The 14814-nt window shown below is 66.9% G+C and carries 9 protein-coding genes and 1 riboswitch; of the genes, 3 read left to right on the top strand and 6 right to left on the bottom strand.

What is annotated here, in order from left to right; translation table 11 throughout:
* Positions 1-140 precede the first annotated feature (140 nt).
* Positions 141-2693 (top strand): WG repeat-containing protein, encoded by a 2553-nt coding sequence (locus tag BLU54_RS07325; RefSeq protein WP_170845060.1) that lies wholly within the window; start codon positions 141-143, stop codon positions 2691-2693.
* Positions 2694-3115: 422 nt separating this feature from the next.
* Here the strand turns inward: BLU54_RS07325 and BLU54_RS07320 are convergent, their stop codons facing one another.
* The 3 genes from BLU54_RS07320 to BLU54_RS07310 form a co-directional block, all read right to left on the bottom strand.
* The gene (locus BLU54_RS07320) at positions 3116-5284 is read right to left on the bottom strand and encodes a TonB-dependent receptor (RefSeq protein WP_091906512.1); all 2169 of its coding nucleotides are present in this window, start codon (positions 5282-5284) and stop codon (positions 3116-3118) included.
* A 618-nt stretch (positions 5285-5902) separates the two neighbouring features.
* Positions 5903-8113, bottom strand: a complete 2211-nt coding sequence (locus BLU54_RS07315; protein ID WP_091906510.1) for a TonB-dependent receptor — start codon at positions 8111-8113, stop codon at positions 5903-5905.
* A gap of 314 nt (positions 8114-8427) precedes the next feature.
* Positions 8428-9504, bottom strand: a complete 1077-nt coding sequence (locus tag BLU54_RS07310) for an AI-2E family transporter (protein ID WP_091906508.1) — start codon at positions 9502-9504, stop codon at positions 8428-8430.
* Positions 9505-9671: 167 nt separating this feature from the next.
* Here BLU54_RS07310 and BLU54_RS07305 point away from each other — a divergent pair, with 167 nt between their 5' ends.
* Positions 9672-10787 (top strand): hypothetical protein, encoded by a 1116-nt coding sequence (locus BLU54_RS07305; RefSeq protein ID WP_091906506.1) that lies wholly within the window; start codon positions 9672-9674, stop codon positions 10785-10787.
* A gap of 104 nt (positions 10788-10891) precedes the next feature.
* On the opposite strand, the gene lysM is transcribed toward BLU54_RS07305, so the two are convergent.
* Positions 10892-11413, bottom strand: coding sequence for a peptidoglycan-binding protein LysM (lysM, locus tag BLU54_RS07300; RefSeq protein WP_091906504.1), 522 nt, complete (start codon positions 11411-11413; stop codon positions 10892-10894).
* A gap of 297 nt (positions 11414-11710) precedes the next feature.
* On the opposite strand from lysM, the gene BLU54_RS07295 reads away from it, so the two are divergent.
* Positions 11711-12553: a bestrophin-like domain gene (locus tag BLU54_RS07295; RefSeq protein WP_139169529.1), complete on the top strand. Its 843-nt coding sequence runs from the start codon at positions 11711-11713 to the stop codon at positions 12551-12553.
* 50 nt (positions 12554-12603) lie between these two features.
* Here the strand turns inward: BLU54_RS07295 and mntP are convergent, their stop codons facing one another.
* Together mntP and BLU54_RS07285 are read right to left on the bottom strand one after the other, a co-directional pair.
* Entirely contained in the window at positions 12604-13179 is a 576-nt protein-coding gene (gene mntP, locus BLU54_RS07290) for a manganese efflux pump MntP (protein WP_091906502.1), read from the bottom strand.
* A riboswitch (yybP-ykoY riboswitch) is annotated at positions 13178-13361 on the bottom strand. (Overlaps the previous gene by 2 nt.)
* Positions 13362-13486: 125 nt before the next feature.
* Positions 13487-14776, bottom strand: coding sequence for an MFS transporter (locus tag BLU54_RS07285; RefSeq protein WP_091906500.1), 1290 nt, complete (start codon positions 14774-14776; stop codon positions 13487-13489).
* Positions 14777-14814: the final 38 nt, after the last annotated feature.

Raw genomic sequence — 14814 nt, 5'->3', positions numbered from 1 at the left:
CGCCGCGATGTGGTACCACGATGGGCACCACCATGCAGCTCACCTCGGCAGCACTACAGCACTACAGCACTACAGCAGTTCAGCATTGCCATACGACGCAACGTACTTCGAGCCGCCCCTCCACGATTCACGAATCAACCATGCAAATTTCAACCGACGCCGACGCAGGACGACGTCGCGCGCGTCGAGCGAGACGCCGCATCGGTCTGCTGCTGATCGCGGCGGCAACCGCGTTCGTGCCGCCGCCAGCGTGGTCGCGAAGCGACGCCACGGCGCCCGGCGCGGCGGCCCGTTTCGTACTGTGCGGTGCCTACTGCGGGCTTGTCGACGGCACCGGCGCGCGGGTGACCGAGCGCGTCTTCGAGCAGTTGGACGACTTCAAGGGATCGGTAGCGATCTATCGCCGGCACGGCAAGTACGGCGCGATCGACCGGGCGGGCCAGCGCATCGTAAAGCCCACGCACGACGCACTATGGTCGCCCGCAAATGGTGTTCTGGTCGCCGAGGACCGGCAGCAGGGCGCGGATGCCGGCGCCGACGGCCCGGCCGCCTACACGGTCTTCGACGAGCGCGGCAAAGCACTGCTGCGCTTCGAGGGCAGCTTCACTGTCGACGCGTGGGCGGGCCACGTTTATTACCGGTCGCGCTGCAACGGCGACAGTGCTTGCCCGACGATCTTCATCGATGGCCAGGGCAAACAGATCGCGCGCTTCGCGACGTTCGACGGACGGGACCGCGATCGCCTGGCCGTGGCCAGTCTCGACGGCCGCACTTACGGCTACGTCGACGCCACGCTGCGCTTCGTGATTCCGCCACGCTACACCGCTGCCGAACCATTCATCCGCGATGTCGCCAAGGTGCGAACGCAGGCAGGCCCTGCCCTGATCGATCGGGCGGGGCGCGAGGTGGTCAAGGCGGGCCGCTACATCAGCCTCTATCCTTCGGCGCTCACGCCGCTAATCACCGCTTTCCGCGCCGATCAGCCGAATTGCCCGGTCTTCGTGCGGCCCGACGGCAGCGCATTGCGGATGCACTCGGGCGTTTGCGCGGTCGACGCCGAATACGTCGAGACGCTCGGCTATGCGTTCATCCGCGACGAGGAAGGGCGCAAGGGCATCGTCGACGCCTCGGGAACCGTGCTGATCCGCCCGACGTATCCGTGGTTGCGCGCCGTCAGCGATGGTTATCTGGTGTTCGGCGACGACGCGCAGCGGCCGAAGCGTTTCGGGCTGGTGGACCGCGCTGGCACCGTGGTCCTGCCGCTGGATACGATCCGGATCAAGGACTACTCGGCAGGCTGTTGCGCCGGCCCCAGGGATCTGCGCGACGCGTTGCTCGGCGTCACGGCCGAAGGCGCCACCGGGCTGCTCGGGCTGGATGGCAGGTGGCGGGTCCCCGCGCGGTACAAGGCGGCACGCGAGCTGTCGGCCAATCTGGTCGCGATGCGCGACGCGGACGACCGTTATAATTTCTTCACGGCTGACGGACAGCCACTCCCGCTGGTCAGCGACGGCGAGCCCTCGCGCTGGCGAGGCGCGGCACGGCCGACCGGCTTCCTGTTCTGGCGCCGCGAACGCGACGGGGCGGACAAGCGTCTGTTCAACGGCATGGCGGACATGAGCGGCAAGGTCGTGATTCCGGCGGCCTACCAGACGCTGGCCGATGCCGGCGACGGATTCATCGCACTGACCACCGCCGGGGCGCAGCCGAAGATCGGCTTTGCCGATGCCACGGGCCAGATCATTGTCGAGCCGCAGTTCACGGAGTTGGTCGCGCCATTTCGCGATGGTGCCGCGGTCGTCCGCGACGCGAGCGGCGATGTCGTTCTGCTGGGCCGGAACGGCAAGACGATCACCCGCTTCGCCACGGCATTCCCCGAATTTGCGAATCTCGGCGGCATCGATCAGGTCGATCAGGCGCTCGATCGTTGTATCGATCCCGATCCCACTGCCGAACCCGAGGAGAAGCCAGTCCAACGGCCCGCGGCCCGGAAGATCTGCGGCGATCCGATGTTGCGCCGTCTTTCTCGCGCGACGGAAAAGGCCTGGCGCAGCGCTCAGGCCGGCGCTTGCCTACCCGACGTGTTCCTTGCGATGCGTCCGGCGTACGACCGCGCGATCGCCGACTGTAACGGCAACGCATGCCTGGCCGACGCGATGCACGCGTTTGCGCGCGAGATTGCGGACGGCACGCGCCAATGCGCGCCGTCGCAACGGCCCGGCATCGAGGAGCGGCCGCTCACGGCTTCGTTAGGCGCCAGCCTGAGCAAGCGTTTGATTGCCGATGCGGCGGCGCGTGGCGACGACTTGTCCGACGGCGACGGTCAGGCTTCGATCAGCTTCCATCCGATGATGCTCGGCCGTCGGCACGCGATCCTGGCTGTCGCTGCAACCAGCGGTCACAATGGACCGATCTGGCTTCTGGTACGCAATCGACGCGGCGGCTGGGACCCGATCTTCTCCGGCTATGCCGGCTATCTGCGTCCGCTGGAGGTCACCGGGGTGGTGCGCAATGGCCTGCCGGTGCTGCGTACCCAGCAGCATACGAGTTGCTGCGAGCATGCGGTCGCTTACCATGCCTACGACGGCAGTGCATACAAGCTCGTGCGCGACTGCAGCCAGCGTTACGATGCCGACGAGACGCCACTGCTGTTCTGCGAGGATGCGTCCGGCAAGGAGGAACAAGCGCCGTGACGGGACGCGATCGCGGACTTGTGTGCCTGCTCGCGTGGCGGGTGTCCAGAGACCGTCAAACCTGGCCGGCGTGCCGATGCCTTTTCGCTACCTCGCCGAAGGTGGCGCGTGCCATCTCCACCGCCTCCACCGCCTCCACCGCCTCCACCGCCTCCACCGCCTCCACCGCCTGCGCTGGCCGCGCGGCTCGCGACCGGGCGCACGGACGCAAGCATCCGTGCGCTAACCGATTCTGCGAAGGCCGCGGCGGCCGGGGCCGAGGTCCCCGCGACGTCGCGCACTGCCGGCAACACCGTCGGCTGCTCGGGCCGCTTGGGCTGCATAAAGAGACGGCATTGCGGCTTCGGTCGGCACGCGCGCGGCTTTTGCCCATGCCTTCGCGTGCGACCTGATCGATGCCACATGCGGCCGGCAACGTGTCGTCAAAAATCGGTGGTGAGCGATAGCATCAAGGTGCGCGGTGCGCCCAGGGACAGGATGCCGCCCAGGCTGGAGGCCCAGTACGGGCGATTGGTAGCATTGAAGAGCGTCGCGCGTAGCGTTGTCGCGCGGTTCGCGATCCGGGTTCGATACCGTGCGCCGAGGTCAAGGCGTTGCCACGGCGACAAGCTGAGCGCATTGGCGGGGTCCACATACTGCCTGCCGGTATAGATCGTTCGAACGGTCAACGTCAGACCGCCGGAGCGCGGCACGTCCCATTCCGCGCCCAGGTTGAACAGCCAGTCAGGCACGCCGATCGGACGTTTGCCATCCGTGGCAGGGTTGCCGGTGTCGAGTTGCCTGGCGGCGAGATAGCTTGCGCCGCCAAGCAGGCGCAGGTCGCGCAGCGGTTCGCCGAACAGCGCGATCTCGACGCCGCGGTGCCGTTCGGTGCCATGGCTACCGTAGATCAGGCTGACCGGATCGGTGTACGCGGATGGTTGCGTGATCTGGAACAAGGCCAGCGTCGCACCGTAGGTTTTCGCGTCGTATTTCACGCCAGCCTCGATCTGTTTCGCACGGTAGGGCGGCATGACTTGACCGGCGTTGATCGCGTCAACCGGTGCTGTGCCGCCTTGGGTCAGCCCTTCGCTGCGATTCGCATAAACCGCAAGACGGTCGAGCGGCTTGAACACGACGCCGAGAAGCGGCGTGGTGACACCGTCGTCATATGCGGCGGTCTGGCCACCGTCATACGCGTAGCCGTTGACGTTGATTTGCTGGCGACGAAGGCCGACCGTCAGCAGGATCCGGTCGTTCAGGAAACCAAACGTGTCGGACATTGCGACGCTGCGAAGCAGCGTTCTGCCGGTGGTCCGCGGCGCGGCGGCGGCGGCCGGCGGGGCGATCTGTGGCGGGTCGTACAGGCGGGTGGGATAGCGCGACCGATTGAAGGCGCCCAGGGTTTCGACATGCGTGATCGAAGCGGCTGCGTTGACGCTGTGCGTGATCGCGCCTGTCGCAAAGCGTCCGCGCATCCCGATCTCGCCAGCGGCGGCATCGGATTTATACCGCAGGCCGAGGCGGTTTGCGGTGGTCTGTCCGGTGCTGCCATCGTAGTTCGGTGTCGAATGGTAGCCGTGCTCGTTGCCGTGATGGATGCCGCCAGCGGCGTACACGGTCCAGTCCGGTGCCACATCGTATTCGCCGCGCAGCATGGCAACGCTGTTTTCGAATTCGCTGAAGACCCAGGTTTGCGAATAGTTGTATGTGGCCGCCGGCAGCGGCGGCAGCGCCGCGCCAGTGACGAACACGCCAGGACGGCCGCCGGTGATGCGTTGGCGTTGATACAGAAAATCGGCGTACAGGCGCACGCTGTCGCCGCGATAGTCGAGCGACACCGAAGCGTCCCGGCTGCGCCGGTGTTCGCCACGGATCGCTGTTTCACCACCCATTGCGGAGGTGTTGACGCGGATGCCGAACTGGCCTGCAGCGCCGAAACGCTGCCCGAGATCCACATGTGCTCCCACTTCGCCGGAGGCGGTTCCGTTGACGGTAAGACGCGCGACTGGCCGCTCCGCAGCACGCTTCATTTGCAGATCGACGGTGCCGCCGATACCGGAGCCGGTCGGCGTGACACCGTTGAGGAAGGCACTCGTGCCCTTGAACACCTGCACGCGCTCGACCGCATCGACGTTGACCAATTGTTGAGGCGCAAGGCCGAACAGCCCGTTGAGGCCGACATCGTCGCCCTTGAGTCGGAAGCCGCGGATATTGAAGACCTGGCTGAAGTCGCCGAAGCCGATGGTGCTGCGCACCGCTGGATCGTTGTCGAGCACGTCCGCGAGCGTGCGGGCCTGCTGGTTTTCGATGGCACGGGCGGTATAGCTGGTGACGCTGAAGGGCACGTCGACCAGACGTTGGCTGCCCAGGATGCCGAGACGGGCATCGCGCGCGATTTGCCCGCCCGCGTAGGGGGCCGGCGGCTCGCCGGGCAGCGCGGGGGCCGAGGCCGAGACAGCAGGCAGCGCATCCAGATCGACCGGTGGCCCGTCCGGGACGCGCACCTGCGCGAGGGCCGATGCGGCGAGCCCAGCCGTCATCGGGCCGGTGGCGAGACGAAGGGCGATCAGGAGGGCGCGCCGCAGTGGGCGTGGCGAAATATTGGCCATCGAGCGGAAACGAAGGAAAGCCGCCCTGCGTGCCCTTGGCTCGCTTACGTCGCGATGTCGCGGGCCGCGCAGCGGGCCTGCGTTCAGCGCCGGCGACCCGCGATGCGCGACGCGGCAGCCGGCGCGTGCCACGCGCTCGGCGTAAGCAAGGCGTGCGGCAAGCCGCGCGATCCCGTCTGCCCGTAGGCTGCGCCGTCGGATTCACGTCAGGAACGGCAAACCAGCATCCTGAATGAGAATTATTCTTGTGTTAATGAAGGCGGGCGGAGCGTCTCCTGAAGGTGCGGATAACGTCGGCCGGTTCGGGCGGCGCGGTCAACGCCTTCGCGTCCTGCGGCGGGAACGTTCCCACCGCGCTAACGACAGCGCTAACGACAGCGCTAACGACAGCGCTAACGACAGCGCTAACGACAGTGCTGGTGACAGCGGGGGTGGCGCGGCGCGACGTGGTCGACTGCGCGGCACCACGCCAGCGCTACGGCCGCGGCGGCGCCGTGCAGGACAATGCACCACGCCGCGCGTGGCGCACCCGATCCAGGAAAAGAAAAAGCCCGGCGCATGGCCGGGCCAGATGACGACCTCGCGGCGGCCAGCGCCGCCGCGAGGTGTCGGTCGGACTCAGAAGTCCGTCGTGAGCGACAGCATCAGCGTACGCGGTGCGCCTTGCGACAGGTAGCCGCCGAGACTCGATGCCCAGTACGCCTTGTTCGCGACGTTGAACACGGTCGCGCGGAACGTCGTCTCGTGATTGGCGATGCGCGTGCGATAGCGCGCGCCGAGGTCGAAACGGTTCCACGACGACAGTTCGATGGTGTTCGTCGCGTTCAGGTACTGCCTGCCGGTGTGGATCATGCGCGCGCTCAGGGTCAGGCCGCTCAACTGCGGCACGTCCCACTCGGCGCGCAGATTGAACAGCCAGTTCGGCACGCCGATCGGACTATTGCCGTCGGTGGCGCCGTTGGCGGTTTCCTGTTGCTTCGCGTCGATGTAGCTGGCGCCGCCGAGCAGGCGCACGCCCCGCACCGGTTCGCCAAAGACCGACAGTTCGACGCCGCGATGGCGCTGCGTGCCGTTGGTGCCGTAGACCAGGGTCGTCGGATCGGTGTATGCCGACGGCTGCTTGATCTGGAAGAACGCCAGCGTTGCGCCGTAGGTCTTCGCGTCGTACTTCACGCCGGCCTCGACCTGCTTCGACCGGTAGGGCGGCAGGGCCTGCCCGACATTGATCGAGCCGGTCGGCGCGGTACCACCCTGGGCCAGGCCTTCGCTGCGGTTCGCATAGATCGCGACGTTGTCGAGCGGCTTGAACACCACGCCGAAGATCGGCGTGGTGATGCCGTCGTTGTAGGCGGCGTTCTGCGTGCCGGTGTAGCTATAACCGTTGACGTTGATTTCCTGGCGCCGCAGGCCGGCGGTGAACAGGATGCGGTCGTTCAGGAAGCCCAGCGTGTCGGAGACGGCCAGACTGCGGATCAGCACGCGGCTGGTCGTGTTCGGGTCGGCGAAGTCGCCGCCGACGTAAGCGGCGGCCGGACGCGCGACCTGCGGCGTGTTGTAAAGGCTGGTCGCGAAGCTCGGGTACGACAGATCATAGGCCGCACCGCTTTCGACGCGCGTGATCGAGCCCGCCGCGTTGACCATGTGCGTGACCGGGCCGGTCGCGAAACGGCCGCGCACGCCCAGTTCACCCGCCAGCGAGTCAGACTTGTACGGCACGCCAAGACGGCTTGCGGTGGTCAGTCCGGTCGTGCTGTTGTAGCTCGGCGACGAGTAGTCGCCATGTTCGTTGGTGTGATGCGCGCCGCCCGCCGCGTATACGGTCCAGTTCGGCGCGAAGTCGTACTCGGCGCGCAGCATGCCGACCGTGTCTTCCAATTCGCTGTAGACCCAGTTCTGCGCATAGTTGTACGTGGCCGACGGCACGGTTGGCAGCGCGGCGCCGGTCACGTAGACCACCGAGCGTCCATCCGTGATGCGCTGACGCTGGTAGATGAAGTCGGCGGACACGCGCAGCTTGTCGCCGCGGTAGTCCAATGCGACCGAGGTGTCACGGCTGCGGCGGTGTTCGCCGTCGATCGCCGTTTCGCCGCCCATCGCAGAGGTGTTGACGCGAATCCCGAATTGGCCTTCGCTGCCGAAGCGGCGGCCCACGTCGGCGTGGGCGCCGATTTCGCCCGAGGCCGTGCCCTCGACCGTGATGCGGGTGATCGGCTTGTCGGTGGCGCGCTTCAGTTCCAGATCGATGCTGCCGCCGATCCCCGAGCCGCTCGGCGTGACGCCGTTGACGAACGCGCTGGCGCCCTTGAAGACCTGCACGCGCTCCACCGCGTCGACATTGACGAGCTGGCGCGGCGCGAGCCCGAACAGGCCGTTCAGGCCGATGTCGTCGCCGTTGAGCGGGAAGCCGCGGATCACGAAGGTCTGGCTGAAGTTGCCGTAGCCAAACGCGCTTCGCACCGCGGGATCGTCGTCGAGCACATCGGCCAGGGTGCGGGCCTGTTGGTCCTCGATCGCCTGCGCGGTGTAGCTGGTCACGCTGAACGGTACGTCGATCAGGCGCTGATTGCCGAAAATGCCGAGGCGCGCGCCGCTGGCGACCTGGCCACCCGGATAGGGCGGCGGGGTATCGCTCGGCGCAGCCGGCGCCGTGGCGGTGACGGTCGGCAGGGCGCTGGCGTCCACTGCCGGGTTGCCGGCGTCGCTGCTCTGCGCGAAGGCGGGGGCCGCGAAGCCCGCCGCCAGCGGCACGGCAGACAGGAACAGCGCGTGCCGTACCGCGAGCGAAAGGGTGGAGCGCCGCAGCGGGCGTGAACGTCTGGTCGTCATCATCGAGATGGAAAAGGGAGCAGCGGCGAGAGCCGAGAGGCCGCCCGCATCTCCATCTCGAAAAGGCATGGTCGTTGATGGCGCAAGCGCACGACGGGCGGCCGGATGGCGGCTGCGTCGGGCGGAACTGGCTCTCGAATCGTCTTTCAGGTTATGCAGCCGGGTCATCGAGCACCGGTGCGGACGCGATTCTAAATGAAAGCGATTCTTATTAATACTGAGCCAGCGATGAGGGCATGGTGAAAACGCAACACCCGCCCCGGTCTCGCGAGGCGCGCCGCCGCCCGCGAGGACGGGCCGCAGCGTCCGGCTGGACGTTATTTCGGCTCGCCGCCCGCGTCCTCGGTGCGTTCTCCCTGATGCGAGAACAGGGCCCAGCTCGAAATGAACAAGGCGGCGATCAGCGGCCCGATTACGAAGCCGTCGATGCCGAACAGCGCCATGCCGCCGAGTGTCGCGATCAGCACGACCCAGTCGGGCAATTTCGTGTCCTTGCCAACCAGGATCGGACGCAGCACGTTGTCGACCAGTCCGATCACGAAGACGCAGAACAAGATCAACACGACGCCCTTCCAGACCGCGCCGGTCATCAGGAAGAACACCGCGGCGGGTGCCCAGATCAGCGCGGCGCCGATTGCCGGCAGCAGCGACAGGAAGGCCATCAACACGCCCCACAGCACGGATCCCTGGATGCCAAGGATCGCAAAGATGATGCCGCCAAGCAGGCCCTGCGCCGCGGCCACGACAATGTTGCCCTTGACGGTGGCGCGCACGACGGTGGTGAACTTGCGCAACAGGTGCGTCTTGTGTTCCTCGTCGAGCGGAATGGCGCGGCGGATGCGCCCGCCGATCTCACGCCCGTCGCGCAGCAGGAAGAACACCAGATACAGCATCACGCCAAAGCTGACGACGAACTGGAAGGTGTTCTGACCAATGCTGAGCGCCTGCGCGGCCAGGTACTGGCTGATGCGCGCCGCGCCGGCCGTCAGCCGTTCCTGCAGCGCGCCGATGTCGGTCAGCCCGAAGCTCGCCAGCATGCGCTGCAGCGCGCTCGGCAGCATGTGCAATGCGCTCTGATAGTAGCCGGCGAAATCGATCTGCCCGCCCTTGATGCGTTGATAGACCAGCGAGGCTTCCTGCACGAGGGTGACGCCGACCAGCGCCAGCGGCAGAATCACGATGAGGAGGATGATCAGCAGCGTGGTCAGCGCCGCCAGATTCTGGCGGCCCTTGAAGCGGCGCGTCAGCCAACGCTGCATCGGCTGGAAAATGATTGCGAGAATCGCGCCCCAGAAAACTGCCCCGAAAAACGGGTACAGCGTCCAGATGAAGGCAATCGTGACGAGAGCCAGCAGGATGTGGAAGGATTTTTGGTTCAGGCTGCGGTCATTCATGATTGCCTTCCGGATGGTGCGTACAGTGCGTGTAGTGCGTGTAGTGCGTGTAGTGGGCGTGTGGCGGATGCGGCTGGTCGCCTTGAGCCGCTACGCGCGGGTTGCATCGATCGGTACCTGACTGGATTTCGAGGCAGGCGCGCAATGCGCTGCGGATAACGACAACTATGACATTTTCCTTGCAATGGGGTGCGCCGCGCAGCGGCTGCTTCGGCCACGGCGGCTGCAGCGATCATGCGCGGCTCGGCTGGCGCGCGCCAGACCGGTGGCGCCCAGTCGGAGGTATCGCTAGCATCGCCGGTGCGGTGCTGGCTGGCATGACGGTCTGCGGCGCCGCGAAGGCAGGGCCGCTTGGCGTGGCGGACAGGGTGGACGCACAGGTGCGGACCGCCGAGATTCCGATGTATGGGCAGCCGCGCAAGCCCGCCGCCAATCTGCTGATGGTGTCCGTCGGTAACGGCCCGCCCGCCCGCGTGCTGCTCGATACCGGCTCGACCGGACTGCGCATCCTCGCGTCGCAAATTGGGCCGGCCGTCGAACGCACGGACCGACAAACCTACGATGAATATGGCGACGGCACGATCTTGCGCGGCTACGTCGGCCGCGCGCGCATCGCGTTTCCCGAGGCGGATCATCCGGTCGCGACGGCCGAACCGATCGATATCGAAGTGATCACCGAGGTCAGCTGCAAGCAGGGAGCCGGGCGTTGTCCGGGCCTGTCCGGCGACCGCGTGGGCATCATGGGCGTCGCCTTCCATGCGCGCGATACTGTCTTCAATCCCCTTGCGCAGTTGCCCGGCAATCTGGGACAGGGTTTCATCGTCGATCTGCTCGGCGACCGTCCCCATCTGCGCGTCGGCCTGACGCCCGAGCATCTGCGCGACTACGTGTTCTGGCCGATGCGGGCACTGCCCAGTCGTGGGCCGACCGCGCCACCCGCCTGGGACAGCGCGTCGGTCAACGCCTGCTATCGCGTCGACGACTACGACGCAGGCTGCTATCCGGTCATTTTCGACACAGGTGCCGATTCGATGCATTTCGAAATGCCCGCGGTGGACCGTGGCTGGCTTGGCCGTGGCGGACATCTGCACCACGGGCGACAGGTGGCGATGCGCATCGGCGATCGGCTTGCGTGGCGCTTCGTCAATGGTCCGATGGCGCCGGTGAAGGCCAAGCACGAGCGCCGGTCCAACTCCGGTCTGGCATTCTTCCGACACTTCAGGGTGGCGTTCGATAGCCAAAACGGCCGGCTCGGCCTGTGGCAGGCCGGGCACGACCGTTGAGGGAACCGGGTTCCGGCGTCTGCCGGAACATCCGGAGCAGCCGCCGATCGAGGCGCGCCGGGCTGATTGCGGGCGCCTCACGAAGCGGGCTCGCGAGCCGGGGCTCAGGCTGCCGGAATGCGCAGTACCTGACCCGGATAGATCTTGTCCGGGCTGCTCAACATCGGACGGTTGGCCTCGAAGATCACGTTGTTCTTCGCGCCGCTGCCGTAGTACTTCTCGGCGATCTTCCAGAGCGTGTCGCCAGCCACCACCGTGTGATAGCGCGTTTCCTGGCCACCGGCCGGCGCCGCTGGCGCGCCCGCGACGGTCAGTTGGTCGTTGACCTTCTCGACGTGCTGTACGTTGCCGGCGGCGATGATGATCTTCTCGCGCGTCGCCTGGTCGGGCGCCTGACCGCTGACAGTTGCCGTATGGCTCGCGCCGTCGTACTTGATGTCCAGGTTGTCGGCGTTCAGCCCCTGGGTGCGCACGTAGTTGGCAATCGCGTCGCCGGCGACCTTGTTCAACGCGGCAACGTCCGGCGCGGCCGCCGGTGCCGCGGCGCTGGGAGCCGGCGCGGCTTGCGCGTGGTTACCGCCGAACAACTTCTCGCCTGCGTCTTTGATGAAATTCAAGATGCCCATCGAGTCCTCTCCTTGCTGGTTGCGATCAGGGTTGCGAGCGAAGCGCCGGCATGCCCGGCATGCCCGGCATGCCCGGCATGCGTGACGAATCGCGGTCACGATCACCTGCTTGAAGCAAGCTTGGTGCCGAGCACGCATCGGACCGCCGTATCGTGCGGCCGCAATGCCACGTCCCTGTTGCCACGCGCGGCCGCCGCACCGCTCCGGCCATCAAGAATCGACAGCGATCGCGCGGCGCCTTACCATGCGCCTGCGCTCGTCCGGGCGCGCTTCCCGTCGATCGGAGCGAGGGCCGACATGAGTGTCTACGAGCGCCTGCTGGAACTGCCATTGCCGTTGTTGTTCGTGCTGTCGATCGCGACAGTCGCGCTGGTCGCGGCATTGGCATTGGGCGTCGCACGCGTCGCCCGTTCCGTGTGGCCTGTCACCGCCAATGTCGAGATGGCCGGCGGCATGCTCGCGGGGCTGCTGGTTCCCTTGGGTTTCATCCTCGCTTCGGTGTCGGGGGATGTCTGGTCGCAGCGGGATCACGCGAAGGCGGCGGTCGACCGCGAGGCCTTGGCGCTGACGGAAGTGCGTTCGCTGATCGGCTCGATGGAAAACGCCGTTTATCGGACCGCGATCGGCGATGCGCTCGGCGTATATGCGGGCAGCGTGGTGCGCGACGACTGGCCGGCGATGCGGGTTGGCCTGGGCAGCGCGCGGTCCGAGGCCGCGCTGCGCGATCTGCAGGAAACCTGGTTTCGCGCGAATCGCGGCAATGCCGGCGCGCCGCCCGACGGCTATGAATTGAACGAGATGGGCAAGCGGCTGGAGGACGCAGCGAGCGCGCGGCATACGCGGTTGCTGCTCGCGCGCGAGCACGTACATCCGGTCAAGCTGCTGGCGTTGCTGTTGATGATGTTCTCGACCTGTTACGTGATCGTCGAACTCAATCGCAAGAGCCGTCGCGAGATGGTCAACGCGCTGGCGCTGTTCTCGTTCTCGTTCGGGACACTGCTGTTCCTGATCGTGGCGTTCGACCGGCCATTCGCCGGCGTGATCTCGACCGCCTCGCCGCTGTCGGCCGCGGTCCCGGCAGCCGTACCGACCGTCGTGCCGAGCGCGGTGCCCGCGGTGAGTCCCGGAACGGCGCGCTAGCCGCGCAGGGCGGACCGGCGGCCTGGTGGTGCCGAGGCGGTCGGCCGCCGTCAGAACGGATGAAGGTGTTGCGCGAGGATCGTCGCGCCGATGCCGATCAGCATGACGCCGCCACCGATCTCGGCGCCGCGGCCGATCCGAGAGCCCAGCATGCGGCCCAGCATGATGCCGGTGGTCGCCATGATCATCGTCGCCGTGCCGATCGCTACCGCCGTGCGCAGGATGTCGACGTCGACGAACGCCAGTCCGACACCCACGGTCAATGCATCGATGCTCGTGGCGAACGCGGTGAGCGCGAGTACCCAGAACGAATGACGACCGGGCCGGGCTGCCGGATCGTCGTCCGCACGCGCGCGCGCCAGCCCCGAATAGATCATGCGAAGCCCGAGTACGCCGAGCAGGCTGAAGGCGATCCAGTGGTCCCACCGCGCGACGTAGCGCGCGGCGGCAAGGCCGATCGCCCAACCCAGCAGCGGGGTGAGCGCCTCGATGACGCCGAAGATCAAGCCGGTGCGCAACGCCTCGCGCAGACATGGCCGGTGCAGCGCGGCACCCTTGCCGATCGAGGCCGCGAAGGCGTCGGTCGACATCGCGAAGGCGAGCATGAAGGTTGAGAGCAGATTCATCGCAACATTCCACGGCCGGGCAGGTGGACCATGACATGCCGCGTGCCCGGCCCGGGCAGCTTGCGTCGGCATGTCTATGGTCTCGCCAGGCAGGTTTGCTGCGCGCGCCACGGCCAGTGACGGCCGAGTGTGTTGACGCGAGCGCCTTCGAAGAAGGCAGGCTACTCCCCATGAACGAGGGCAGTGTAGCACGCGCGCCGTGTCACGCGCGTCGAATCCCCACTCGCATCGTTCCCTTGTTGGCGGCCACGGCGCCACCGACACCAGCCGGCGCGCCAGTGGCGTCAGGCGCGCCAGGGACAGTCCGTCACCGCCCTTTGGACAGCTTCTCCATGTTCGGCAGCAGCACGGTCAGGACGCCGATCAGCGGCAGGAAGCTGCACACCTTGTAGACGAAGGCGATGCTGGTGGTGTCGGCGAGATGGCCGAGCAGCGCGGCGCCGATGCCGCTGATGCCGAACATCAGGCCGAAGAAGACCCCGGCGACCATGCCCACGCGGCCCGGCACCAGTTCCTGCGCGAACACCACGATGGCGGAGAAGGCCGACGCCAGCACCAGACCGATCACGACGCTCAGCACGCCGGTCCAGAAGAGGTTCGCGTAGGGCAGGGCCAGCGTGAACGGCGCGACGCCCAGAATCGACACCCAGATCACGTATTTGCGGCCGATGCGGTCCCCGATCGGACCGCCGACGAGCGTCCCGACGGCGACCGCGGCGAGGAACAGGAACAGGTGCAATTGCGCGCTTTGCACGCTCAGGCCGAAGCGGGAAATGAGATAGAACGTGTAGTAGCTGGTCAGGCTGGCCATGTAGAAGTATTTCGAGAAGACCAGCACGCCCAGCACGATCAACGCGGCGGCAACCTGCCGGCGCGTCAGGCCATGTCCGGCACTGCGCGCCTTCTTCGCCTGCAGCGCCTGCAGATGGTTTTGATACCAGCGGCTCACCCGCGTCAGGATTGCGATCGCGATCACCGCGAACACCGCGAACCACGCGATGCTGCCTTGGCCGCGCGGCATGATGATCGCGGCCGCGAGGGCGGGTCCGAGCGCCGAACCTGCGTTCCCGCCCACCTGGAACAACGACTGGGCCAGGCCATAGCGGCCGCCCGAGGCGAGCCGCGCAACTCGCGATGCTTCCGGGTGGAATGTCGACGAGCCGATGCCGATCAGCGCCGCTGCCGCCAGCAGCATCGGGAACGACGGCGCGATCGAAAGCGCCAACAGACCGACCAGCGTCGCGATCGTGCCGATCGGCAGCAGATACGGCTTCGGATGACGGTCGGTGTACAGGCCGACCCACGGCTGCAGCAGCGACGCGGTCAATTGGAACATCGCCGTGATCATGCCGACCTGTCCGAAGCTCAGTGCGAACTGGCTCTTCAGCATCGGGTAGATCGCGGGCAGTGTCGACTGGATCAGGTCGTTCAGCAGATGCGAGACGCTGACCGCGCCGATCATGCTCAAGACGGTGCCGGTCTGGTGCGGCAGTTGTCCGGGTGCCGCGGTGGCGGGGGGGAGCGGGGCGGCGGCGGTGTCGGGTGCACCGTTGTGGCCGGCGAGGGCGCGCTCTGGCGCGGTCTGCTGAATGGGCATCGTAGGTCTCGTCATGGCATTGCCGCGCGTGCTGCCGA

The sequence above is a fragment of the Chitinasiproducens palmae genome (assembly GCF_900095735.1).
Taxonomy (GTDB): domain Bacteria; phylum Pseudomonadota; class Gammaproteobacteria; order Burkholderiales; family Burkholderiaceae; genus Chitinasiproducens; species Chitinasiproducens palmae.
This window is presented reverse-complemented; position numbering and strand designations above follow the sequence as displayed.